We start from the raw sequence: 25,103 nt of genomic DNA on the forward strand, positions 1-25,103 counted from the left end.
CTTATACCCCCTGTTTTTTTAATATGGTATGTTGCGCTTTGAGCATTTCCTGTAAGCCCGCGCATGTATTTTTATTGTTACTCTCAATCATTTTCCATATAAGTTCCCCGAAACCGCTGTATTTCTCCCTTTGAAGCACGCCTGTATTACATGCCCTTAAGATGGAATAACCGATTTCCAGGGATTCAGAAGAATCCGGGAGTTCTTTTATCTTCCCCTTGATCACAGTCTTAAATAAATCCCTTAATTCCCTGTAATATTCATAGATTTCTTCTGACATCTGACAGACTGTTTCTATAAGAGCCACCAGATCACATCCTGTAAATCCTTTTTTCTTACGAAACAACGCTGCAATCTCATTATAATGTTCTTTTCTTTTATACCTGGTCTCATATGCCGTCACAAAGGGCATAAATTCCGGCGTCCAATCATACTGGCTGACCAGTGTTTCTATCTTTTGTCTGTATTTCTCATTACCCGTCTGATCCAAAGCAAAAAAATAGGCCAGGCCATCCTGTACCGGCAGACCTTCTGATATCTCTTCCAGCCTGTTCAGACCAGCCATCGTTAAATCCTTATAGACCTCTTCTCCAGTAGCCTCATACATCTGTATGGCTCCCGTCAGCTGATACGGCTTCCATATCTCATCTCTGCATTCCATGACTCTGCCCGCCCTTTTCTTTATGGGAGCCGCCATAAATCTATGGCGGCTCATAGGAATATGTAACATTTATTCAAACTGTCTGAATTTCTTATTAACCTTCAAGAGTCTCGGTAATTCCCTTGATCAGCTCACTTGCTGCCTGAGTGGAATCGATTTCTCCTGTACTTAACTTACCAAATACCTTATAGTAAACACCGTCCGGATTTGCCTTTAAGTCATTGTGCTCAAATTTGCTGTCCAGACTGAATTTGCTGTAACCCATAACCTTTGTGTTAGCTTCAATAGTCAGAGGATCGCCAAGCTTGTTGGCTTCCAGAATCTTTAAGCCCTCAGTAGAACAGGGAATTCCTCTCTCAGTGGAGCAGATCTTAACGCCTTCCTCATCATTTAACAGGAAATCGATCAGCATAGCTGCTTCCTTTGGATGCTCGGAATTTCCGGCAACTGCAAATGCCATGGAAATCTTTGTGAAGCCTCCGTTATAATCGCCCATCTTAACGAAATCTCCAACCACGAATTCCTGGCCAGGTTTATTTACGCTGCCTTCCAGCGCACTCTGGAATTTGGAAGCAGAGGAATCCCACTCAAAGATGCCTGCATACTTGCCGTCGATCCATTTTGCGTTTTTGTCAAGAGAATCGGCCATATCGCCCCGGAGAGTTGCCATGTTAGGAATGACATGCTTTGTTTCCAGCTCAGTCATGAAATCCATTCCGTCTTTCACTTCTTCTTCCGTATAGTTGACCTCGCCGCCTTCAACCCAGTTTTTGCCGTACTTGGATTCCAGATAATAAACCATTAAAATCATACGGTCATATTCGCCAAGGGCTAAGGGATACATATCAGGATCCTTAGCTTTGAAGGCTTCACCTGCAGCATACAGGGAATCTAAGTCAGTAGGAATGTCACAGCCTACTTCTTCAAAGGCTGTCTTATTCCAGTAGAACACACGTCCTGTTAAGGAAATGGGCACTGCCATTAACTTATCGTCAACCTTGCAAAGGTCAAGGCTTTCCGGTGTAAACTGCTTTAAATCAAGAACATCTGAATAATCTTCCAGGTTTGCAAAGGCTTTTCCGCCCTGGCTGTAGGATTCGATCCAGTTCCAGTTGATCTGCATAACGTCTGCGGCATTACCGCCTAAAATATTTAAGGACTGCTTCTCTTCCCAGCCGGTCCATGCGCCATACTCAGGAGTTACCTTGATGTTCGGATATTTTGCTTCAAATGCCTTAATCGCCTCTTCTGTAGCAGCATGTCTGCTGTCACCGCCCCACCAGGAAAACTTAAGCTCTACCGGCTCTCCTGTTGTAGTTGCGGCTGCTGTTGTGGTCTCACCTGCCGCTGCTGAAGTTGTTTCAGCTGATGCTGAAGTTGTTTCACTGGTGCTCTTGCTTCCACCGCAGGCGCTTAATGACACTGCCATAACAGTTGCTAACCCCATTGCCGCCCACTGTTTGATTTTTTTCATGATTCTCTCTCCTTTTTCTTCTCCCTCATAAATGAGTTCTTAAAAGCAATGTGTAAGCATTTTCACTTTTTCGACATTTTTTTCGCTTCTTTGCGTAAGCGCTTACACTGTGCTTTTTTCTTATTATAACATCCATTCCTTGATAATTCATTTCAAATTCAGCACAAAACATTGCAAATGTTGACATCCTATGGTATAGTTTTAGTAAATTTAGTTAAGGGAATTACAGCTTATGAAAGTACTTACTTCTTTTTCCGACGGAATCGACCACTGCATGGCCTCCCGATCCTTCTCCATTGTACATCTCCATAAGGATCCAGGAGTTTTAAGCATGCACAGCCACCGCTGCCATGAACTTTACTTTTCCGCCAGCGGAGGGTGCACGTTTTTTATAGATGATAAAAATTACCGGATGGAACCGGGGAGCCTGTTCATGATCAATCAATATGAAAAACACCAGGTTCTGCAGATCGATTCTTCCATTCCCCACGAAAAATTTGTCATATACATCGATCCTTCTTATTTGGAAAGCATCTCTACGCCGCAGACGGATCTGACCTACTGTTTTACCCACAGGCCGAAGAGGTTTTCCCATCACCTCCCCTTAAACCAGGGACAGCAGCGGCGTTTTAAGTATTATTTTAACAAATTGGCCGTAGAAGGCGGATTCGGACAAGATGTGGAAGAGCGGGCTGCATTTGCCGAGTTCATGGTTTTCCTGACAAAACTGGCCACAGAGACTTTTCCTGGAGTAGAATCGAAATTGCATAGGCAGTATTACAGCAGTAAGGTGACCGATATCATCACCTATATTCATCACAACATTGATTCTCAATTAAGCATAGGAGAAATTGCAGCTCATTTTTATTTAAGCACCTCTTACCTTTGCAGGCTTTTTAAAAAAAGCACCGGCACCACCATCAATTCCTATATCATTTCCTGCCGCATCGAGCTGGCTCAGAGACTATTGTCAGGCGGTTACAGCGTCAATGAGGCTTACAGCATGTGCGGTTTTAATGATTACAGCAACTTTTTTAAAGCATTTACGAAAAAAGTGGGGATTTCACCAAAGAAATATGCGCAGAACAGCTTAAGTTAAAATAAATGGGGATTGCAGCCCGGTCAGCCGGCGCCGCAATCCCCATTTATTTTCCTGTTTTCTTATTTATTATATACCCATCCGGTTCTTCTCATTTCCGTATAGGCAAGAAGGAAGGGGCCTACTCCCTTGGCATCATCTTTTACAACAGGCTCGGACATGTAATAGTCATAAGTTCCGTTTCTCTTATCTTTGCCGCCAAGTCCTGCCACCAGGCAGATCCCTCCCAGGCTCATATTCCCTTCCTCCAGATGAAGATAGGTCCGGCAGATTCCCTGGAAAGCCTTTTTCCCATATACAGCGTAAGATTCCGGAAGATAGCCTAGACGGACTCCCTTTAAAATAGCATAGGAAAAAATGGCGCTTCCGCTGGTCTCCAGGTAATTCCGGTCCATGCCCCCTAAGTTTACCACCTGATACCACATACCGCCTTCATCCTGGTATTTCAGCATGGAGTCAATCAGGTCCCGGAACGCTTCTTCCATGTGCTTTAAGCTTTCTCCGTCTGACTTGTCTGATTTGTCCATGGTATCCAGAAGAGCCATGGCGTACCAGCCTAAGGCTCTCAGCCAGAAATTCTGGGACAGTCCTGTCATCTTATCGCACCAGAACATTTCCCTGGAGGAATCATATGCATGGTAATAAAGCCCGGTCTCCGTATCCCTCATGAGCTTTACCACATTGGCAAACTGGCTGTAAATATCTCCGCAGTTCTTCTTATTATGAAACCGGGTCTCATATTCCATATAAAATGGCTGGCACATGTACAGGCCGTCCAGCCATACCTGGTTTGGATAAATGTTCTTGTGCCAGAAGTTTCCCTCTTTTGTCCGGGGCATCTTCCCGATCTGGCTGTAAACCAGATCAATGGCCTTTCTGTATTTTTCTTTTCCCGTCAGATCGTAAAGCTCAAACAGGGTTTTTCCTGCATTGACATTATCGATATTCCGTTCCTCCACATCATAGCCATCTATGGTTCCATCCTCTCTCACCCGGTAATCAATAAATGTGTCGGCAAAATCCAGATATTTTAAATCTCCGGTGATGGCGTACATTTCTAAAATGGATTTGATCATACAGCCGTCTATGTAATTCCAGCCGGCCTTCTCTCCCTGGAGCAGTTTCTCGATGTTCCATACCGGACGGTCCGGCGTACTCTTTTCCATCAGTTCATTGATATACTTTTCAATTACATCCATGTTCTTTCTCTCCTTGCTTCCTGTCCCTTGTTAATCGGATATTCGCGAGGCTTTCCCATCCATTTGCGGTCATCCTTATATCAGCATAACCGGAAAGATTCCGGTTGTCAAATCCCCTTAAAGAAAAATTCTTATTGTTCCCATACAAAAAAAGGCGGGAAACAGCCGGGATTTCACTGAAAAGTCCCGTTTGCTCTCGCCGAATTCTTTTATTAATATCCCAATACCTCATCCACAAAGATGACTTCACACTTCATGCCCATAGGCGCCCGGTCAATGACTGCCGTTATTCGGCAGATGCGGGCTGGGCTGCTGCAGTCATAGCACTTGTCTGCATTCCTGGCGCATGGAGTCTTTGCATTGATTCTCCGGGCATTTTGCGGAGCAGCCACATTCCTGCACCGGTAAATGGCCTTTTCTAGGTTTGGGGTGATTTTATTTTTGCCCACAACATAATAGCATGTCTGGGGACCAAAAGCGGTCATAGCGACCCGGTTTCCTGTCCCGTCAATGTTTACGATCTGCCCGCCTTCTGTTACGGCATTGGCGCTGGTTATATAGATGTTCGCACAACTGGCCATGTACCGCACATCCCTGGAAGGTACCTTGTTGTGCCATACCACGGCATTGGTTTGCTGCAGCGCTTCAAATAAGCCCATCTCCTGAAGGGTCACACTTCCTCCAAATCCAATGGTCTGATTTTTCAGGGCAGACACTAGATAATCCCGTGCTGCTTCCTTAGTGGAGAAAAGCTGGGTGGAAAACCCGTGTTTTTCAAAGTTTTGCCTGATTCCCCCATATTCCATCTCTTCCGTCCCCTTCCATATCTACAGGCCTGTATTCTTCCGGCCGTCAAACCTTCCGCTGTTTCCTTATCTCACAAGCATTTTGCAGATCCGGTACTGATCCTCAGGGATGTCCTTTGTCATGCTAAGGGCTTCCTGAATATCCAGATCCACGAATTCTCCATGCTTATATCCTATTACACGGTTACTCTTTCCCTCACAGAGAAGTTCCACTGCCCTTGCGCCCATGATGGAAGCATAGACACGGTCCTTACAGGTAGGAGCGCCGCCCCTCTGCATATGACCCAGTATGGTGGCTCTGGTCTCAATGCCTGTTGCCGCCTCAATCCTCTTTGCCATGGAAGAAGAATGGCCGATCCCCTCTGCATTGATGATGATGTGGTGCTTTTTGCCCCGTTTTCTGTTCTCAATGATACGGTTGATGAGAGCCTGCTCATCCCCGTCATAGCGCTCCGGTAAAAGAATATCTTCTGCGCCGTTGGCAAAACCGCACCAAAGGGCAATATAGCCTGCATTACGTCCCATTACCTCAATGATGCTGCAGCGTTCATGGGAGGTAGATGTATCACGTACCTTATCAATGGCCTCCATAGCCGTGTTGACAGCCGTGTCAAAGCCAATGGTATAATCGGTACAGGCAATATCCAAATCAATGGTTCCGGGAAGTCCGATGGTATTGATTCCAAGGGCAGAAAGCTTTCCTGCTCCCCTGAATGATCCGTCTCCTCCAATGACCACTATGCCGTCAATATTATGCTTTCTGCAGATCTCAGCGCCCTTTTTCTGCCCCTCGGCAGTGGTGAACTCCTGGCATCTGGCTGTATATAAAACGGTTCCGCCCCGGTGGATGATATCGGATACACTGGTGCTGGTCATATCAACGATTTCTTCCTGCAGAAGGCCTGCGTATCCCCTCATGATCCCCTTTACTTCCAATCCCTTATGGATTGCAGTCCTGACAATAGCACGGATCGCAGCATTCATACCTGGTGCATCGCCGCCGCTGGTTAATACGCCGATGGTTTTCACTTGTTTTGCCATAGTAGCTTCCTCCTGATTCACGGATATCTGTTTTTGTAAGTTTCTCATTGCATACACGTTGTATTCTAATTCATTTTACCAATCTTTTCAAGTTTTTTTTCTACGAGCCTGACATTTTTTTCACCAAGTTTTTTTACCAGTGCATCGATGAGTCTTCCCGCCGCATTTACATTCCGGTTAGCCGGCAAGACCTTTCTGGCCCGCTCTTTTTCCAGATAAATGATGACGGAATCATCACCTTCCGATTCTTTTAAATCATCTAAAATTTCTCTTTCCACGGCCATATAGGTTTCCTTATCAGAAAATTTCAGCCACAGCTCCTTTGGCAGGGCTGAGAATGGGGTCACCCGCTCACAGATCAGCTTTCCCACCGGGTCTTCTCCTACCGATACTCTTCCCTGTATGAATACCTTGGAGTCCTCCACAAAAAGGTCTCTCTTGCTCTCATAATCCTTTGGGAACACGATCACTTCCACTGCCCCTGCCAGGTCTTCCAAGGTGATAAATGCCATCATCTTATTATTTCTGGTAGTTTTTACAGTTTTTCCGGTAATCATGCCTCCAATGGTCACATAAGCACCGTCAGCCACACCGGCTTTTCCCGTTTCCTCATCCACAACAAAATCTATTGTGGTTGCGGTGATATTATTTCTCCAGGTGGATTCGAAGGCTTCCATGGGATGGCCGCTTAAATAGATGCCAAGGGTCTCCTTTTCAAATGCAAGAAGGTCTTCCTTTAAAAATTCCCCTACATCGGGAAAGGTCACCTGAAAATGAGTCTTTTCTTCTTCCCCTGCAATATCAAACAAGGTCATCTGGCCTTCCATGGTATTCTTCCGTTCCTTGCTTCTCTGTTCCAAAAGATCCGGCGCGGTCAGAAGTTTCTGCTTTCTTGTACCAGGAAGGGTATCCAATGCTCCTGATTTTATGAAATTTTCCAGAGTTCTTTTGTTGACCTCCTTATTGCTCATCCGGTCTATAAAATCTTCCATATCGTGATACAGACCGTTTTGCTCCCGCTCCGCCACAATAAGCTCAACCACGGATTTTCCCACGCTCTTAATGGCAGACAGACCATAGCGTATTGATCTTCCGGAAACGGAAAATCCGCTTTCTCCTTCATTGATATCCGGCGGAAGGATGGATATCCCCATCTGCCTGCAGCTTAGAATGTATTCCGATACCTTGGATACATTGTCCATAACAGAGGTGAGGAGGGCCGCCATGAATTCCTGGGGATAATAATATTTCAAAAAAGCGGTCTGATAAGACACCACCGCATAGGCTGCTGCATGGGACTTGTTAAAGGCGTATTTAGCAAAATCAATCATCTCATCATAGATGTGGTTTGCCGTTTTTTCATCGATTCCATTGGGGATGCACCCTGTCACTTCCTCCTCCGGATTTCCATAAACAAAGTTCTGCCTCTCCTTTTCCATGACAGAGGTTTTCTTTTTTGACATGGCTCTGCGCACCAGGTCGCTGCGGCCCATGGTATATCCGGCCAGGTCCCTTACGATCTGCATTACCTGCTCCTGGTACACGATACAGCCATAGGTCGGATCCAGGATAGGTTCCAGCTGGGTGCATTCATAGGTAATGGAATTCCGGTCATTCTTCCCTTTTAAATATTTGGGGATAAAGTCCATGGGGCCTGGGCGGTAAAGGGAAATCCCGGCGATAATATCTTCCAGGCTTTCCGGCTTCAGCTCCTTCATAAAGCTCTTCATGCCGGAACTTTCCAGCTGGAACACCCCATCATCCCTTCCGGTTCCTATGGAATTTAAAACCGCCTTATCATTATAATCGATCCGGTCTATATCCAGGATCAAGTTCCTGTTTTTCTCAATGGCTTTCACCGCATTCTGGATGACCGTCAGGGTGCGCAGTCCCAGGAAATCCATTTTTAAAAGCCCCAGTTCTTCCAGGGTCGTCATGGTAAACTGTGTGGTAATGGTTCCGTCAGCTGCTTTGGAAAGGGGAACATATTCATCTACTGAGGTCTGGCTGATAACAACTCCGGCGGCATGCATGGAGGTATGTCTCGGCAGTCCTTCCAGACGCATGGACATATCAATGAGGTATTTGACCTCCGGATCCCCTTCGTATGCATTTCTTAAGTCAGGGCTTTGCCTTAAAGCCTTTTCAAGGGTCATGCCAAGATCTCCGGGTATCATCTTTGCTATGGCGTCGCACCGGGCATAGGGCATGTCAAGCACCCTTCCCACATCCCTGACCACACCCTTGGCGGCCAGAGTACCAAAGGTCACGATCTGAACCACCTGGTCCTTCCCGTATTTTTCGACCACATAGTCAATGACCTCCTGCCGTCGTTCAAAGCAGAAATCCACATCAATATCAGGCATGGAAATACGTTCCGGATTTAAGAACCGCTCAAACAGCAGGTTGTAGCGGATGGGATCGATGTTGGTGATCCCCAGGCAGTAGGATACAATACTTCCTGCCGCAGAACCTCGTCCCGGCCCCACGATGATGTCCCTGGATCTGGCATAGTGGATGAAATCCCATACGATCAGGAAATAGTCCACATATCCCATGGTGTGAATGACATCCAGCTCATAGTCAAGCCTTTCTTTTAATGTGACCTCAGCCTGGGGATAATGGCGCTCAAAGCCATCCAGGCAAAGCTTATTCAAATACGACCAGGAATCATATCCTTCCGGCACATCGTATTTGGGCAGCTTGGTCACGCCGAACTCGATTTCCACATTGCACCGCTCTGCGATCTTGTAGGTGTTGTCAATGGCTTCTCCTGCGTAGGAGAAAAGCTTCCGCATCTCCTCTTCGGATTTGCAGTAATACTGGCCGCCTTCATAGCGCATGCGGTTTTCATCAGCCACCTTTTTTCCGGTCTGGATGCACAGCAGGATGTCGTGGGGAGTGGCATCCTCTGCATAGGTATAGTGAATATCATTGGTCGCCACCAGATCGATCCCTGTTTCATGGCTCATCCGCAGAAGGCCCTGATTCACCGTATTCTGCGCCGGTATCCCATGATCCTGAAGCTCTAAGAAGAAATTCCCCTTCCCGAATATCTCCTGATAGCGGAGAGCGGTTTCCACGCCCTTTTCATACTGGCCGCGGCTGACCAGCCTCTGTACCTCTCCTGCCAGACAGGCACTTAATGCAATGATCCCTTCACTGTATTCTTTTAAAACTTCATAATCAACTCTTGGTTTATAATAAAATCCATCCACAAAGCCCTTTGAGACGATCTTCATCAGGTTCTGGTATCCCTGGTTATTCTCAGCCAATAAGACCAGATGATAGTACCGGTCCTCGCCGCCCACGGTTTCCCTGTCAAACCTGGATCCGGAAGTCACATATACCTCACACCCGATGATGGGTTTTATTCCCGCCTCTCTGGCCGCCCTGTAAAAATCAATGACGCCGTACATCACGCCATGATCCGTGATGGCCATGCTGTCCATTCCAAGCTCCTTTGCCCTGGACACAAGTTCTTTTATCTTACAGGAGCCGTCCAACAGGCTGTATTCCGTATGGACGTGTAAATGTGTAAATGCCATTTGATTTTCCCTTCTTTTTTACCTGTGTGTACCTTAGTCCGCAGTATATAGTATATCATAAAGGAACATGCTGGAAAACCTTTTGTCCCAAATTTCTTTGTCTCGTACGTTATGGTATTGTTCCTGCATGGCAGAACCGTAACCCACGTACAAGAGGCGGAGCCTCCATTGTCGCCAATGGTAGTCTCCGCCTCGAAAACACAGTATTTTCACATATCATTCATGATTGCTTAAGTATTTTTCGATCTCGGCAATCGCCTGCTCTTCATCCGTACCATCCGCAGTGATCGTAATCTGCTCTCCCGCTGCAAGTCCCAGAGTCATCATACCCATGATACTCTTGGCATTTACTCTCTTGGATTCGATCTCAACATAAATGTTGCTTTCATACTGGCTGGCAACCTGAACCAGCATAGCAACTGGTCTTGCCTCTAAACCTGATGCAAGTTCAACGGTGACTGTTTTTCTTACCATAATTATCCTCCTCATTCCTATGAACAGATCTATTCCATTCCGCTGCTCACGCCTGTCCCGCGCAGTCGCCCTGCCAGGTCGCAAAGCTTTCTAAGTCGGTGGTTCACTCCTGATTTGCCTACAGGAGGGTCCAGAGCTTCTCCAAGCTCTTTTAATGTTGCTTCCGGCCTTTCCAATCGTTCCCTGGCAATTTCACTTAGATTGTCCGGAAGATTATCAAGTCCGATTGTATCTCTGATATATTTTATATCTTCTATCTGCTTTACCGCAGCTGATACCGTTTTATTAATATTGGCAGTTTCACAGTTGACCTGCCGGTTCACACTGTTTCGCATATCCTTTAAAATCCTGATGTTTTCAAGCTCCATCAAAGACACGGGCGCCTCCATCACATTCAGGATATCCACAATCTGGCTTCCTTCTTTTATATAAACCACAAAATAGCGCTTCCTCTTCACAATTTTTGCTTCAAGGTCAAAGGTCCCGATAATAGATTTTAGCTGCTCTGCCTTTTCTTCTGTGGCACATACGATTTCAAAATGGTAAAATTTTTCAGGGTCGCTTAAGGACCCGGAAGAGAGAAACGCGCCGCGGATGAACGCTCTCCTGCAGCAGGACTGCTGGATGACCACATTCCTTACAGGATTTAAGTTTTCCCCAATTTCTCCGTTTTCATCAAGAAGCTTTGTGGCGTGCAAAACCCGGATGGCCTCCTCATGCTCCCTGATGGTCACCGTGTAAGTACGGTTTTTATTTAAATAGGCATTTCTTCTAATGGACACATCAGTACTTATATTAAATGTTTTTTTCAATAATGTAAAGTACTTTCTTGCAACTGCCACATTTTCCGTATTTATTTTAATTGTATAACAGTCGTCTTCGGATATGATTATTTTTCCGCAAAGACTGATGATCGCAGCCATCTCCGCGATCTGGCAATGCCTTGCCGGACTGATTTGTCTGGAAAGCTCTTCTTTTAATTTGGAAGAAAATGACATATCTAGACCATCCTTTTCCGTGTATTGTCCTTGTCGATGTCCCGGTGTTCCATCTTTATCCCAAATGCTTCTCTGGACTTAAACCGGTCATAAACCGACCTGGCAATGGTAACTGACCGGTGCTTGCCTCCTGTACAGCCGATGGCAACCACCAGCTGGTTTTTTCCCTCCAGCACATAGTTGGGAATTAAAAATTCCAGCATATCATAAAGCTTGTCTAAAAACAGGGCAGCGGTCCCATGCTGCATCACATAGTCCCGCACTTCTTTTTCTTCTCCGGTTTTAGGCCGCAGTTCCTCTGAATAGTAGGGATTTGGGAGAAACCTTACATCAAATACCAGATCCGCATCCGACGGAATTCCATATTTGAATCCAAACGAAAGGATGGTGATGTACAGGTTCCGGTAGGATTCCCGGTTTACAAATATTTTTTCCAGTTCCTGCCTCAGCTCCTTTGTAAGAAGACGGCTGGTATCTATGATATAATCCGCTTCTTCCTTTAAAAACGCCAGTTTTACCCGTTCCTTTTCGATCCCGCTGTCGATCCTGCCTCCTGCCGCCAGGGGATGGGCCCTCCTGGTTTCCTTATAGCGTTTGATCAGCGTCTCATCCCCTGCGTCAAGGAATAGGATTTCAAAATGCATTCGTTTTCTTGACCATTCATCAAAAATCCTGTTTAAAACCGACAAATCCTCCCCACTGCGGATATCAATCCCTAAAGCCGCGTTCCTGATCCCTGCATGATTGCTCAGGGTCAGCTCCGCAAATGTTTCAATCAGGGGAATGGGAAGATTATCCACACAGTAAAACCCCATGTCCTCCAGCATTTTAAGCGCCTGGGTCTTTCCCGCGCCTGACATGCCTGTTACAATGACTAGCCTCACATTGTTCTCCTTTGCACCGTTAAAACTTCCCCAGTGTCTTTACCTCCATCTCAAGGGCCACGCCGGAATTCTTAAGCACCCTTTTTTTCACTTCTTCACACAGGTTCCTGATGTCAGCCGCAGTAGCGTTTTCCTTGTTAATGACAAATCCGCAGTGCTTCTCCGAAATCTGGGCTCCGCCCAGAGAAAACCCTCTTAATCCGGCCTCCTCTATAAGCTTGCCGGCAAAATGCCCTTCCGGCCTCTTAAAGGTGCTTCCAGCGCTTGGATATTCCAAAGGCTGTTTTTCTTTTCTTCTCCGCGCCAGCTCATCCATCCGGTTCTTAATGGAAATCTCATCTCCATCTCTTAAGCGGATCTTAGCCTCCAGCACAATATACTGCTTTGGTATAATACAACTGGTCCGGTACCCCAGAGAAAGCTCAGAAACAGGCAGTTCCCGTACTTCTCCCCTGGTTGTCAAAACTTTGACAGACTTTAAAACCTCCTTCATCTCCGAACCATAGGCTCCGGCATTCATCACCACAGCTCCCCCAAGGGTGCCGGGTATCCCGGCTGCAAATTCAAAGCCGGTCAATGAAGCCTTATATGCTTCCAGCGCAATCCGTTTTAAGGATGCTCCGGCTCCTGCCTTCACGATCCCTGTCTCCTTATCCACCTGACACCCGGAAAAGCTATCCATGGAAATGACCACGCCTTCAAAGCCTTCATCCCCAACTAAAAGATTGCTTCCATTGCCAAGTATGAAAAAAGGCACCTCTTCCCTTCGGCAGAGAACAATAACAGCAGCAAGCTCATTCTCATCCGCCGGAGTTACAAAGCAGGCGGCAGGGCCGCCCACCCGGAACGAGGTATGCTTTCGCATCTCTTCCCCAACTTTTATATGGTCCTTATCGGCTGCACCAAGAAGTTTTTCATAAAATCCAGTCATCAGACACCTCAATCATCCTGTTTTCTTGAAAGGTTTGCCTGGACGCGGTTGTATAATTCCTGAGCCGCGTTGTACCCCATCTTCTTTTGTCTGTAATTGACTGCAGCAGATTCAACAATAATGGCCAGATTACGTCCCGGCCGTACCGGAATGGAATGACATACCACCCGGTTCCCCAGGAATTCCGTATACTGGTCCTCGATTCCCATCCTGTCATATTCCTTATCTCTATCCCAGTCTTCCAGCTTGATCACCATATCAATGGCCTGAGTATCCTTTACGCTCTCCACACCGAACAGAGTTTTGACATCAATGATGCCGATGCCTCTTAATTCAATAAAATGCCTGGTAATTTCCGGAGCGCTTCCAATGAGCGTCTCATCACTTACCTTGCGGATTTCCACTACATCATCGGTCACAAGACGGTGACCTCTTTTAATAAGCTCCAGAGCCGCCTCGCTTTTTCCGATGCCGCTCTCTCCCATGATCAGCACGCCTTCACCGAATACGTCGACCAAAACCCCGTGAATGCTGATACAGGGCGCCAGCTTCACCTTAAGCCAGCGGATGATCTCCGCCATAAGATCAGAAGTGGTCTTATCAGACACAAGACACGGCACGCCGTAATGGTTGCAGAATGCCAGTATATCCTCATCAGGAGCCTGGCTGCGGCTGTATACCAGACATGGGATCTGGCTGGACAAAAGCCTGTCGTACATCTCAAGCTTTCTGTCATGATTCATCTGATTGATATATTCCTGTTCCACATAACCGATGACCTGCACCCGTTCGTTGTCAAAATGATCATAAAAGCCGGCCAGCTGCAAAGCCGGACGGTTTACATCCGGATGGCTGAGCACAATTTTTTCCGCATCAATCTCCGGAGTCATATTCCGGAAATTCATCTTCTTAATCAAATCTGTTATGGCTACTCCATGCATGGCGTACGCTCCTTTTTTCCATCTGTTTTTTTCATACTAACACAGATTTCGTATTTTGAAAAGCTATATGTGGAAGAACTCATAAACGCTCTTCGCTGCCAGGGCATTCATGCCTGGGGTCTGGGAAAGCTCCTCCAAGGTGGCTTCCTTGATTGCCTCCAGCCCTTTAAACCGGCGCATCAGCGCCTTTCTCCTGTTGGGGCCGATGCCGGGAATGTCGTCCAGAATGGATTTCACCTGTCCTTTGCTTCTTAAGCTTCTGTGATACTCAATGGCAAACCGGTGGGCCTCATCCTGGACCCTGGTAATCAGTTTAAAGCCTTCAGAATGTTTGTCAATGGGAATTTCCACGTTATTATAGTATAGCCCTCTGGTCCGGTGGTTATCATCCTTTACCATGCCGCAGACAGGGATGGAAATATCCAGCGCCCTTAGTACCTCCAGGGCAATGTTTACCTGGCCCCGTCCGCCATCCATCATGATTAAGTCCGGGAAACGGGTGAAGCTTCCAAACTCCTCATCCACGCCCTTTTCTTTCAGGCTCTCCGCTTCCTGAAGGCCATGGGAAAACCGTCTTGTAAGCACCTCGTTCATGGAAGCATAATCATTGGCTCCCTTGACCCATTTGATCTTAAATTTCCTGTAATCATTTCTCTTGGGCTTCCCGTCTTCATAGACGATCATGGAGCCCACAGACTCAAAGCCGCTGATGTTGGAAATATCAAAGGCCTCGATCCGCTTAATGCCGGAAAGCCCAAGCCAGCCGCCCACCTCATTCATTGCTCCGATGGTGCGGAGCTCTTCCCGCTTGATCTTTTCCTTATCCTGGGACAGGACAAGCGCGGCATTTTTTTCCGCCAGCTCCACCAGACGTTCTTTCTGGCCCTTCCGCGGAACCACGATCTTCACCTTCTGCCCGCGTTTTGCAGAAAGCCACTCTCCTATGACACCTTCATCCTCAAGTCCTGACTGTACCCACAGTTCCTTTGGAATAAAAGGAGTCCCTGCATAAAACTGTTTCACAAAGCTGGTCAGGATCTGGCTGTTATCCTCTGCCGTTGCTATGCTTACGTGGAAATGCTCCCGGCCGATGAGCCTGCCTTCCCTGACAAAGAATACGGAAACCACCGCATCCTTTTCATCCTTTGCCATGGCAATGATATCCCGGTCTTCCGTGCCGCTGTCAGTGATCTTCTGCTTCTGGGCAATCTGCCTGACACTGTTTAACAGATCCCGGTACTCAATTGCCTTTTCATAATCCATTTCCTCTGATGCGGACTGCATCTTTTCTTCCAGCATTTTTATGACTGGTCCGTATTTTCCGCCTAAAAAGTCCAGAGCCTTATTAATGGACTGCCAGTATCCTTCCTTGCTGATATAATCCTGGCACGGAGCGGAACACTGCTTGATATGGTAATTTAAGCAGGGGCGTTCCTTCCCGATGTCCCTTGGTAAGTTCCGGTTGCAGGTCCTGATCTGGTAAAGCTTATGAATCAGTTCTATGGTATCCTTTACCGCTCCTGCACTGGTATACGGCCCAAAATACTTGCTTTTATCCTTTTTCATATCCCTGGAAAACAAAATCCTGGGATAGTCCTCGTACACGGTTACCTTGATATAGGGATAGGTCTTATCATCCTTTAGCATGGTATTGTAACGGGGACGGTGCTCCTTAATGAGATTGCATTCCAGCACAAGGGCTTCCAGCTCAGAGTCTGTTATAATGTATTCAAACCGGGCGATCCTCGACACCATTTGTTCGATTTTCGCCGTTTTATTTCTGCTGCTTTGAAAATACTGCCTGACCCTGTTTTTTAAGCTGATGGCTTTTCCAACATAGATAATTTCGTCCCGCTTATCGTGCATGAGATACACGCCAGGCTGGGACGGCAGTTTTTTTAATTCTTCTTCTATATTAAACGACCTGTGGTCCACTGAAACAAATCACCTCAATCTTGCTCCCTCGTATTTATACTGCAGTTCTAAATACCTTTTCACTGCATAATATTTCTCTTCAGGTTCAGAATCCGGCCTTCCGATTTCCATAATCTCGCAGATGGCCAGAAGCTCTTCCGCGGAAAAACGGTCCTTCCGCTCCTCAAGAACCTCCAACTTCTCATGATACGTCCCAGCGTCAAGAAATGCAAGAAGATTTTTGTTTTCGTGAAGACAAGGATCAGAGGACCCGCCTTCCTGGCTTTGGACACAGTCCACAGAGGGCTCCTTGTCCTCTATTTCCGATTCCTGGGTACAGTCCTTTTCCTTTCGCTCCGCAGAACCCATATCCACCTTTTCAAATCTGTATTTCTGCTTTGCATCGGGATACTTCTCCTTGTCCACCTCGCTGATGAACATGGGCAGAGGGCGTACGTAAATCCCAAAGGATCCGTACAGCGCCTGATATACTACCATTTCTTCTCCTGTTTCCGAATGAACCGCAACAGCTATCACCTGATACATCTTGTCCTTAAAATGCCGGTAGAAATCTCCTGGTCTGGGCGTTCTGTCCATGGCTTCCCTCACTTCCTAATTTCCCTGGCCGCCTGTGGTCACAATGACTACATCAGGCTTGGCTTTCTTTTTATTTGCAGCTTTCGTCTCTGGCTGTGTCTCTTCACCTGCTGTGCTTTCCTCAAGACTCTTTTTTGCTTTCTCTTCTTTTCCTTCTGTCTGAGTCTCGGACCGGGTCTCAGGCTGTGACTCCTTTGTCTCGCCGGCAGCTTCAGTAGACGGTTCCTTTGCTTCAGCAGAAGCTGCAGCAGACATCTCTTCCGCTGCTCTCACCCTGGCAAGCTCCTCCGCCTCTTCCCTGGCTGCTTCAGCAGTCAAAAAGCCATCCCATGTATACCGGTTGGAAGCACTCCAAAGGATCCACTCATCATAGCCTGCATCATAAACCGCCTGGATCTGGGCCCTGATCTCCTTCGCTCCGTAAGGAATATAGTTCTTCAGATAGGAAGCTGTGAAATCCTGGAGCCAGGGGCGGACAATGGCCTGATGCTTTCCAGCCTCTTTTGCGGATTCCAGATCCTGCTTTGACAGCTTCAAAGCAGCCCGGATGGTGCGGTAAGGCTCCATATCCGGGTGGTCAATTCCAAAGTTTCCGTCTCCGTAATGGGAAGGGTAGATCATGGGGCAGATATAATCCAGATGGCCGGCCATTTCATGATAGATTTGTCCCACTGCCTCTGCGTCCACCTTGCTTCCGATGATGGTCCCGAACACATCTGCAGAAACAAAAATATTCTGAGAAGAAAGCTTTTCATAAGCGTATTGGATGAATTCCGTAATGATGTCCGTTTTAGAACGGCCCCTGGTATCCTCATCATCAAATACTACCTGTTTCATGGAACTGTCGGTGGAGAACCGGATGTAGTCAAACTGAACCTCATCAAATCCGGCCTTGGAAGCCTGGGTTCCCACCTCTACTAAGTAGTCCCACACTTCCGTCCTGTAAGGGTTCACCCAGGCCAGTCCCTTATTATCCCTGTGCAGACTCCCATCCTTGTTCTTAAGGCCCCACTCCGGCTTTTTCTCGGCCAGATAAGGATCCCGGAAGGCCACAACCCGGGCAATGGTATAAAGCCCCCTGGCCTTTAACTGGGCCATCAGGCTGTCTATGTCTTTGATGTACTTTTCTGTGGCACCGATCTCATTTACAGTAGGTGCATCCTCCATGGCAAAGGTGATCCTTCCGTCGTCATTCTTTACGTCAATGACCACAGTATTGATCTCCGTGCCCTGGATCTTGTCCAAAATCGCCTGGAGGCCCTCAGAGCCGGCCATGTAGCCGGAAATATAGATTCCCTTTACCTTTACCGGCTTCTTTCCCGGTACGGCGGAAGCTTCCAGGGGAAGCTGGCCGCCGTTTTCCCCTGTGCTCTGCCCGGATTCCTCTGCACTCTGCTGAGATTCTTCTGTTTTGCTGTCTGTCTCTGAGAGTTCAGGAATTCCCTTATACCTGCTGCATCCGGAGGTCACCAACGAAAATGCAATCACTGCCAAAAGCCATCTTTTCATAATACTCCCGTTCACTTTCTTTATGGTTTCAGGTGTTTATCGTAATAAATATTTAACATTTTACCACAATTTGTAAAATTTTCCAATAAAAATTACATTTTCCGGATGCAGCCTTATTTTTATTAACCTCTTATTTCACAGGCTATGTACTCTCTTATCAAATAATACCCCGCTTTTCCTTATTTCACTCCTCCTGTTTTTTCTCCGTTGCCTTTCTGCAAAAGCAGGAAAGTTCGTGGTCATTGACCACACCCACTGCCTGAAGATAGGAATATATGGTAACAGAACCTACAAAGGCCATTCCTCTCTTTTTCATATCCTTTGAAACCCGGTCGGACAGCTCCGTTTTCACCGGAAAGCTGTCATCCCGGCTGACGATGACCTCATTGTTAGTAAATCCCCATAAATACCTGGAGAATGAGCCGAATTCCCGCTGGATCTCCAAAAACACACGGGCATTTTTCACGGCCGCCTCCAGCTTTTTCCGGTTCCTGATGATGTCCGCATTCTCCATTAAAGCCTTTAGTTTTTCCTCTCCGTAGCATGCCACTTTTTCCGCATCAAAACCATCAAAGGCCTGACGGAAAGCCTCTCTTTTTCTCAGTATGGTAATCCAGGAAAGTCCTGCCTGAAAGGTTTCTAAAAGAAGCATTTCATAGAGCTTCTCATCATCATAAACCGGCACTCCCCACTCCTCGTCGTGATATTTCACATAGACCGGGGAGGTTTCATCCACCCAAATACAACGTTTTTTCTCCATTTATCTTGCCAGCACCTCCGGACCCTCTTCTGTAATCAAAATTGTATACTCCCACTGGGCAGACAGACTTCCATCCCTTGTGTAAATGGTCCACCCATCCTCGTCATCCTGCACCACGTCAGCCTTTCCGGCATTTACCATCGGCTCAATGGTAAATATCATCCCGGGTACTAAAAGCATATCGGTCCCTCTTGTACCGATGTGGCTGACCCATGGCTCTTCATGGAAATCCAGCCCAACGCCGTGTCCGCCGATTTCCCTTACCACCGTAAAACCATTGGCATAGATATGTTCAGAAATAGCTGCTCCAATATCTCCTAAATGGCCCCATGCCCTGGTTTCTTTAAGAGCTAAATCCACACTCTCCTTTGTAACCTGAACCAGCTTTAATGCTTCAGGAGACACCTTCCCGATGCAGTACATTCTGGACGCGTCAGCATAAAAGCCGTCCACAATGGTGGTTACATCCACATTGACGATATCGCCTTCCTGTAAGATCCGTTTTGGATCCGGGATTCCATGGCATACCACATCATTGACCGAGGTGCACACACTCTTGGGATATCCCTCAAAATTAAGAGGAGCGGGAATCCCTCCCAGCCTGATGGTATTTTCGTGCACAAGGGTATTGATATCTTCCGTGCTGATGCCCGGCTTCATAATCTCCTCCACCAGATCAAGAATCTTGTTGTTAACGACTCCTGCACGGCGGACTCCTTCAATCTGAGCCGGTGTTTTTATCATATAGTGCTCCGGAACTTCATCTCCCATGACCGCATAATTCTCAAGCTTTTGGTCAAAAGACAGATGGCAGTTCTTGTATTTTTTTCCGCTACCGCACCAGCATGCATCATTTCTTCCTATTTTAAACATATCGATCCTCCTTCTTACTACAACGTTTTAACACGTTTAAAGCCGATTGTAAAGGGTTTCAGGAAAAAGAAGGGGGCAGGAAAAAATCCGTGGCAATTTCATAACTTATATGATACAATTTATAAATATTACGGTCAAAGATTTCGTGCATGCTTCAAATTCAGCCATGCTATTCAACATGGCTATAAGGTAAGCGCACATCATGGAGGGACAAATGAAATTCGGATTTGATAACAACAAATATTTAACCATGCAGTCAGAACACATCAAGGAACGGATCAGCCAGTTCGGGGACAAGCTTTATCTGGAATTCGGCGGCAAGCTGTTTGATGATTACCACGCTTCCAGGGTACTTCCCGGATTTGAGCCTGACAGCAAGCTGCGCATGCTGATGCAGCTGTCGGACCAGGCGGAAATCGTGATCGCCATCAACGCTGCCGACATCGAGAAAAACAAGATCCGTCATGATCTTGGCATCACCTATGATGTGGATGTGTTCCGTCTGATCCAGTCCTTTACGGATAAGGGACTCTATGTGGGAAGCGTTGTTATTACACAGTACTCCGGACAGAATTCCGCCGACTTATTTAAAAGCAAGCTGGAAAAAATGGGCATAAAGGTATACCGCCACTACACCATTGACGGCTATCCAAGCAATGTCTCTCTCATTGTCAGTGACGAAGGATACGGCAGAAATGATTATATTGAAACCACAAAACCCCTTGTAATTATTACAGCTCCGGGGCCGGGCAGCGGAAAAATGGCAACCTGCCTATCCCAGCTCTACCACGAGAACAAGCGGGGGATCAAGGCCGGTTATGCCAAGTTTGAGACATTCCCCATCTGGAATATCCCTTTAAAGCATCCGGTAAACCTGGCCTATGAGGCTGCTACCGCAGATTTAAACGATGTGAACATGATCGATCCCTTTCACTTAGAGGCTTATGGTAAGACCACGGTCAATTACAACAGAGATGTGGAGATCTTTCCTGTATTAAGCGCTATTTTTGAAGGAATATACGGTGAATGCCCTTACAAATCCCCTACGGATATGGGCGTAAATATGGCCGGCTTCTGCGTGGTGGATGACGAGGCCTGCAGGGAAGCTTCCATGCAGGAGATCATCAGACGCTATTACCAGGCTCTTTCCCGTCTGGCAAGGGATATGGGATCCAAGGAAGAGGTCTATAAAATTGAGCTTCTTATGAAACAAGCCAAAATTACTACCGGCATGAGAAAGGTTGTGAATGCAGCCAATCAGCTGGCTGAAATAAAAGGCTCTCCTGCCGCTGCCCTTGAGCTGGACGACGGAACCATTGTCACAGGAAAGACTACCAACTTATTAGGTGCATCGGCTGCCCTCCTGTTAAATGCGGTCAAGGTTTTAGGAAACATTCCTCATGATATCCATCTGATTTCTCCTTCCGCCATTGAGCCCATCCAGAAATTAAAGATCAACTATCTGGGAAGCAAAAATCCACGGCTTCATACGGATGAAGTGTTAATCGCCCTGTCCGCCTGTGCTGCTGCCGATCCCAATGCCCAGATCGCTCTGGAGCAGCTTCCCAAGTTAAAAGGACGGGAAGCTCATACCTCCGTGCTTCTTTCTGACGTGGATGTTAAGATATTTAAAAAGCTGGGCGTAAACCTGACCTGCGAGCCTATTTATGAAGAGAAAAAGATTTATCATTAATGGAATAAAGATTCCCCTCCGGCCTTTTATTTTGGACCAGAGGGGATTTTTTTACTTTTTCTGTGCTGCCAGTTTCACTGCGGCGCTTGCGCCCACCCTGCTGCATCCTGCTTCAATATAAGCCCTTAAATCTTCCAGGGTCTTCACTCCGCCGGCTGCCTTGATCTTTACATCAGGCCCGATATGCTTTTTAAATAATTCGATATCTTCTAAAGCCGCTCCGCCGGTTCCAAATCCTGTGGAGGTTTTGATATAATCAGCACCTGCTGCCGTAACAGCCTTACACATGGCAATTTTTTCTTCTTCCGTCAGATAACAGGCTTCAATGATGACCTTTAAGATGCTGCCGCCTGCCGCTTTTTTCAGTTCTGCGATTTCCTTTTCCACCTTATTGTAATCTCCGTTTTTCACATCGCTGATATTCACTACCATATCCACTTCAGAAGCTCCATCCTCAATGGCTTTCTTTGTCTCAAGGACCTTTGATTCGGTTACGCTGTAGCCCAGAGGAAAGCCCACCACGGTGCAGATATTAAGGCCTGGGAATTCCTCATGTACCCGGCTGATGTAACAGGGCGGGATGCACACGGAGGCAGTCTTATATTCCACGGCTTCCTTACAAAGCTCTTCAATATCCTCCCATGTGGCAAATGCCTTTAACAAAGTATGGTCTACATAGCTTAACATTTCTAAATCTGTCATTATCTTTTCCTTCCTTTCTATTCTGTCAGGCGTTTAACGCCTTCCTTTGTAACACTGGCATAAATCAGGGGTTCGGCCTCCGGCTTCTGCCCGCTGATGGTAACTGCCTTTAAAAATTCCTCCTCAGAAGCTGCAAACAGCTCTTCCACAGAAGTATAGAGCACGGCAATGGTCTCACCCTCTTCCACCGTCTGACCCACCTTTTTCTTAAGGGCGATTCCTGCCGTATAATCGATGAGACTCTCTTTGGTAAGTCTTCCGGCTCCCAAAAGAGAGGAGGCGATTCCGCATTGCTCTGTGTTCATATGGGTGATATAGCCGCTTTTTAAGGCCTTCACTTGTCTTTCAAAGGGGGCCTTGGAAAAAAGCCTTGTATCCCTGATCACCGAAGGATCGCCTCCCTGGGCTTCCACCATGGCAATAAGCCGTTCCAGGGCGCTTCCATCGGCAATGGCTCCTTCTGCCAGCTTCCGGCATTCTTCCATACCGCCCTTTCCCGCCAGGTAAAGCATGCCGGAAGCCAGGCTTAGGCAGACCTCAGTCAGGTCCTTTGGCCCTCTGCCTCGAAGGGTCTCCACCGCTTCGATGACTTCCAGACTGTTGCCGATCAGACTTCCCAGAGGAATGTCCATATTGGTTATAAGGGCCATAGTACTCTTTCCTGCATGCTCCCCGATGGCCACCATCTTTTCCGCCAGGGTAATGGAATCTTCCAGAGTCTTCATAAATGCCCCGCTTCCGGTTTTTACATCCAGAAGAATGCAGTCATTTCCCGCTGCCAGCTTTTTGCTCATAATGGAAGCGGCAATCAAGGGGATGCTGTCCACAGTGGCCGTCACATCCCGAAGGGCATAAAGCTTTTTATCTGCAGGAGCCAGATTTCCGGATTGTCCGATAACGGAAAGACCGGTCTTATTGACCACCTGGAAGAATTCCTCTTCTGTCAGCACGGTCTTCATTCCCGGTATGGACTCCATTTTGTCAACGGTCCCTCCCGTATGACCTAAGCCCCGGCCTGACATTTTTGCGACCTTGACTCCGCAGGCTGCTACAATAGGCGCCACCACTAAAGTCGTCTTATCTCCCACGCCTCCGGTAGAATGCTTATCCACCTTCACTCCCTGGATGGGGGACAAATCCACCATATCGCCGGAATGCGCCACCGCATCGGTGAGAATGGCCGTTTCCACATCGCTCATCCCTTTTAAATAAATGGCCATCAGCATGGCTGACATCTGGTAATCCGGAATGTCCCCCTTTACATAGCCCTGGATCATAAAGCGGATCTCCGTCTCTGTCAGAGCTTCTCCATTCCGCTTTTTTGCAATGATATCATACATCCTCATAATACCCTGAAACCTCCCTTATACACGCCTTGATCCTGCCATATCTTTTGGGGTATCAAGGGATACCCCACCCTCTTACTGGGAACCCAGGTTCTTTTTCGTAAATCCCAAAGGAAGCAGCTCCTTTAAGGAATATACAGAAGCTTCCTCTCCTGCTCCCAAAATGATCTTAAATTCCTCAGGATCGCAAAATTCTGCCATTACCTGCCGGCAAACTCCGCAGGGAGCACATAGTTCTCCCTTTTCTCCCCTTTTATTTCCTACGATGGCAATGGCATCAAATTCCGTGATCCCCTCTGAGACTGCCTTGAAAAATGCCGTACGCTCTGCACAGTTGGTTGGCGTAAAGGAGGCATTTTCAATATTGCAGCCCTTGTATACCTTTCCGTTCTTTGCAAGCAGGGCCGCTCCAACGCAAAAATCCGAATAAGGCACATAAGCCATCTTCTGTGCCTCATAAGCCTCTGCCACCAGCATGTTTTTTGTTTTCTCTTCCAGTTTCAAAAACACACCTCCTGTTATTCTTCCGGCATACCCTTCCCGCAGTTGCGAAAAGGGATTGCTCTGCAATCCCTTTGCTGATTTCTTAAATCTTTTCAAATCGTTCTACATCAGTCACAAATATAGTAGCTCCGCCTAGTTCCACCGTCATCGGCATCATCATATATCCGGCCGATACAGACGCAATATTGGGCGCCGGAACGTTGCAGGTAATTTTTTGGCGTTTTCCGCAAGTATCCTTAATCAGAGTGATGACTTCTTCTACCTGTCCGTCATCCGTACCGATCATTAACGTAGAGTTTCCCTTTTTTAAGAAACCACCTGTTGTGGCAAGTTTTGTCACGCTGAACTGGTGTTCATTCAGCACATCGGTCACCCTGTTTCCATCATCGGAGCTGACGATCGCGTAAATTATCTTCATATCTACCACCTCGCTGTCTTATTTGGCAAAACTTTATTTATTAGCTGCCTCTATTATAAAACATTATCAGGAAAAATAAAACAGAAAATTAGAAAATAATTATCAATTTTCTGTTAATAATTCCTATCCTTCATTTTATTAAGAAGCTTCTTGTAGATCCTCTCCCTCATCCACGGCTCATTTACCGCCGTCAGACATTCTTCCATTCCAAACCAGCCCACGGCGCTGTTTTCATCCTCTTTTTTGTGAAGTGCCTCCTTATCGTCCGCTTCCAGGAGATAGGTCACATTTAAGTGAAGGTGGGAGGAAACATAGGCTCCCCTCTTTTCATGCCCATCCACTGTCAGCACTTCCAAGGAAAAAATATCTTCTGAAACCGGCTTTACGGCTGTGATCCCGGTTTCCTCCATGGCTTCCCTGACCGCCACCATCAGCAGATTGGTTTCCCCGTCTGCATGACCTCCTGTCCATGCCCAGGAGTCATAGATATTATGGTAGGCCATAAGGACCTTATCACGGGACTTGTTTACCACCCAGGCCGATGCCGACATGTGGGCGCCTGTACTTTCCCTGGAAAATACCGGCTCCCCTGATGACAGATATCGGAGAATCATCTCCTTATCCTTTTCTTCCTGCTCGTTATAGGGCAAAAAGGCTTCTACTGTTTTCTTAAATTTTTCTCTGCATTCCATGTCCTTACTTCCTCCATCTTCCTGTGTTTTTAAGTCATA

General features: G+C 46.9%; 23 protein-coding genes. 2 read left to right on the forward strand and 21 right to left on the reverse strand.

Translation table 11 applies throughout. The annotated features are described in order from the left end of the window. Window position 1: 1 nt before the first annotated feature. Window positions 2–661, reverse strand: coding sequence for a glycoside hydrolase family 88 protein (locus K401_RS0101325; protein WP_156945239.1), 660 nt, complete (start codon window positions 659–661; stop codon window positions 2–4). Window positions 662–755: 94 nt separating this feature from the next. Then, window positions 756–2,138, reverse strand: coding sequence for an ABC transporter substrate-binding protein (locus K401_RS0101330; protein WP_024291275.1), 1,383 nt, complete (start codon window positions 2,136–2,138; stop codon window positions 756–758). Between the two features lie 229 nt (window positions 2,139–2,367). Here K401_RS0101330 and K401_RS0101335 point away from each other — a divergent pair, with 229 nt between their 5' ends. Continuing rightward, on the forward strand, window positions 2,368–3,234 hold the full coding sequence (locus tag K401_RS0101335; protein ID WP_024291276.1) for an AraC family transcriptional regulator: 867 nt from the start codon (window positions 2,368–2,370) through the stop codon (window positions 3,232–3,234). Window positions 3,235–3,296: 62 nt separating this feature from the next. On the opposite strand, the gene K401_RS0101340 is transcribed toward K401_RS0101335, so the two are convergent. From K401_RS0101340 to K401_RS0101410, 14 genes are all read right to left on the reverse strand, one after another. After that, window positions 3,297–4,433 (reverse strand): glycoside hydrolase family 88/105 protein, encoded by a 1,137-nt coding sequence (locus K401_RS0101340; protein ID WP_024291277.1) that lies wholly within the window; start codon window positions 4,431–4,433, stop codon window positions 3,297–3,299. Window positions 4,434–4,645: 212 nt separating this feature from the next. After that, a complete protein-coding gene (locus K401_RS0101350; protein WP_024291279.1) occupies window positions 4,646–5,239 on the reverse strand; it encodes a lactate utilization protein in 594 nt (197 codons plus the stop codon). 66 nt (window positions 5,240–5,305) lie between these two features. Next, entirely contained in the window at window positions 5,306–6,280 is a 975-nt protein-coding gene (gene pfkA, locus K401_RS0101355) for a 6-phosphofructokinase (protein WP_024291280.1), read from the reverse strand. Between the two features lie 65 nt (window positions 6,281–6,345). Next, the gene (locus K401_RS0101360; RefSeq protein WP_024291281.1) at window positions 6,346–9,828 is read right to left on the reverse strand and encodes a DNA polymerase III subunit alpha; all 3,483 of its coding nucleotides are present in this window, start codon (window positions 9,826–9,828) and stop codon (window positions 6,346–6,348) included. Window positions 9,829–10,044: 216 nt separating this feature from the next. After that, window positions 10,045–10,302 carry an HPr family phosphocarrier protein gene (locus K401_RS0101365; RefSeq protein WP_024291282.1) on the reverse strand — a complete coding sequence of 86 codons (258 nt, stop codon included), beginning with the start codon at window positions 10,300–10,302 and terminating at the stop codon, window positions 10,045–10,047. 29 nt (window positions 10,303–10,331) lie between these two features. After that, a complete protein-coding gene (whiA, locus tag K401_RS0101370; protein WP_024291283.1) occupies window positions 10,332–11,300 on the reverse strand; it encodes a DNA-binding protein WhiA in 969 nt (322 codons plus the stop codon). Between the two features lie 2 nt (window positions 11,301–11,302). Then, complete coding sequence (gene rapZ / locus K401_RS0101375) at window positions 11,303–12,184, reverse strand: RNase adapter RapZ (protein ID WP_024291284.1); 882 nt, start codon at window positions 12,182–12,184, stop codon at window positions 11,303–11,305. A gap of 19 nt (window positions 12,185–12,203) precedes the next feature. Beyond that, the gene (gene murB / locus K401_RS0101380; RefSeq protein ID WP_024291285.1) at window positions 12,204–13,115 is read right to left on the reverse strand and encodes a UDP-N-acetylmuramate dehydrogenase; all 912 of its coding nucleotides are present in this window, start codon (window positions 13,113–13,115) and stop codon (window positions 12,204–12,206) included. 8 nt (window positions 13,116–13,123) lie between these two features. Then, entirely contained in the window at window positions 13,124–14,056 is a 933-nt protein-coding gene (hprK, locus tag K401_RS0101385) for an HPr(Ser) kinase/phosphatase (RefSeq protein ID WP_024291286.1), read from the reverse strand. Between the two features lie 63 nt (window positions 14,057–14,119). Continuing rightward, window positions 14,120–15,991, reverse strand: coding sequence for an excinuclease ABC subunit UvrC (uvrC, locus tag K401_RS0101390; RefSeq protein ID WP_024291287.1), 1,872 nt, complete (start codon window positions 15,989–15,991; stop codon window positions 14,120–14,122). Window positions 15,992–16,000: 9 nt separating this feature from the next. Then, window positions 16,001–16,567 carry a DUF1653 domain-containing protein gene (locus K401_RS0101395; RefSeq protein ID WP_024291288.1) on the reverse strand — a complete coding sequence of 189 codons (567 nt, stop codon included), beginning with the start codon at window positions 16,565–16,567 and terminating at the stop codon, window positions 16,001–16,003. Between the two features lie 15 nt (window positions 16,568–16,582). Next, a complete protein-coding gene (locus tag K401_RS0101400; protein WP_024291289.1) occupies window positions 16,583–18,076 on the reverse strand; it encodes a putative glycoside hydrolase in 1,494 nt (497 codons plus the stop codon). A 184-nt stretch (window positions 18,077–18,260) separates the two neighbouring features. Then, window positions 18,261–18,836: a DNA-3-methyladenine glycosylase I gene (locus tag K401_RS0101405; protein ID WP_024291290.1), complete on the reverse strand. Its 576-nt coding sequence runs from the start codon at window positions 18,834–18,836 to the stop codon at window positions 18,261–18,263. Next, complete coding sequence (locus tag K401_RS0101410) at window positions 18,837–19,709, reverse strand: methionyl aminopeptidase (protein WP_024291291.1); 873 nt, start codon at window positions 19,707–19,709, stop codon at window positions 18,837–18,839. Between the two features lie 214 nt (window positions 19,710–19,923). Between K401_RS0101410 and K401_RS0101415 the strand changes: the two genes are divergently transcribed. Next, the gene (locus K401_RS0101415) at window positions 19,924–21,402 is read left to right on the forward strand and encodes a DUF1846 domain-containing protein (protein ID WP_024291292.1); all 1,479 of its coding nucleotides are present in this window, start codon (window positions 19,924–19,926) and stop codon (window positions 21,400–21,402) included. 51 nt (window positions 21,403–21,453) lie between these two features. Here K401_RS0101415 and deoC read toward each other — a convergent pair whose 3' ends face one another. The 5 genes from deoC to K401_RS0101440 form a co-directional block, all read right to left on the reverse strand. After that, entirely contained in the window at window positions 21,454–22,104 is a 651-nt protein-coding gene (deoC, locus tag K401_RS0101420; protein WP_024291293.1) for a deoxyribose-phosphate aldolase, read from the reverse strand. Window positions 22,105–22,121: 17 nt separating this feature from the next. Next, window positions 22,122–23,450: a pyrimidine-nucleoside phosphorylase gene (locus K401_RS0101425; RefSeq protein WP_024291294.1), complete on the reverse strand. Its 1,329-nt coding sequence runs from the start codon at window positions 23,448–23,450 to the stop codon at window positions 22,122–22,124. Window positions 23,451–23,525: 75 nt separating this feature from the next. Then, window positions 23,526–23,954 (reverse strand): cytidine deaminase, encoded by a 429-nt coding sequence (locus K401_RS0101430; RefSeq protein ID WP_024291295.1) that lies wholly within the window; start codon window positions 23,952–23,954, stop codon window positions 23,526–23,528. An 82-nt stretch (window positions 23,955–24,036) separates the two neighbouring features. After that, window positions 24,037–24,372, reverse strand: a complete 336-nt coding sequence (locus K401_RS0101435; protein WP_013271785.1) for a cyclic-di-AMP receptor — start codon at window positions 24,370–24,372, stop codon at window positions 24,037–24,039. A 113-nt stretch (window positions 24,373–24,485) separates the two neighbouring features. Next, window positions 24,486–25,064 carry an NUDIX hydrolase gene (locus tag K401_RS0101440; protein WP_024291296.1) on the reverse strand — a complete coding sequence of 193 codons (579 nt, stop codon included), beginning with the start codon at window positions 25,062–25,064 and terminating at the stop codon, window positions 24,486–24,488. Between the last annotated feature and the right edge of the window lie 39 nt (window positions 25,065–25,103).

This window comes from Lacrimispora indolis DSM 755, assembly GCF_000526995.1.
In the GTDB taxonomy this organism is placed as follows: domain Bacteria; phylum Bacillota; class Clostridia; order Lachnospirales; family Lachnospiraceae; genus Lacrimispora; species Lacrimispora indolis.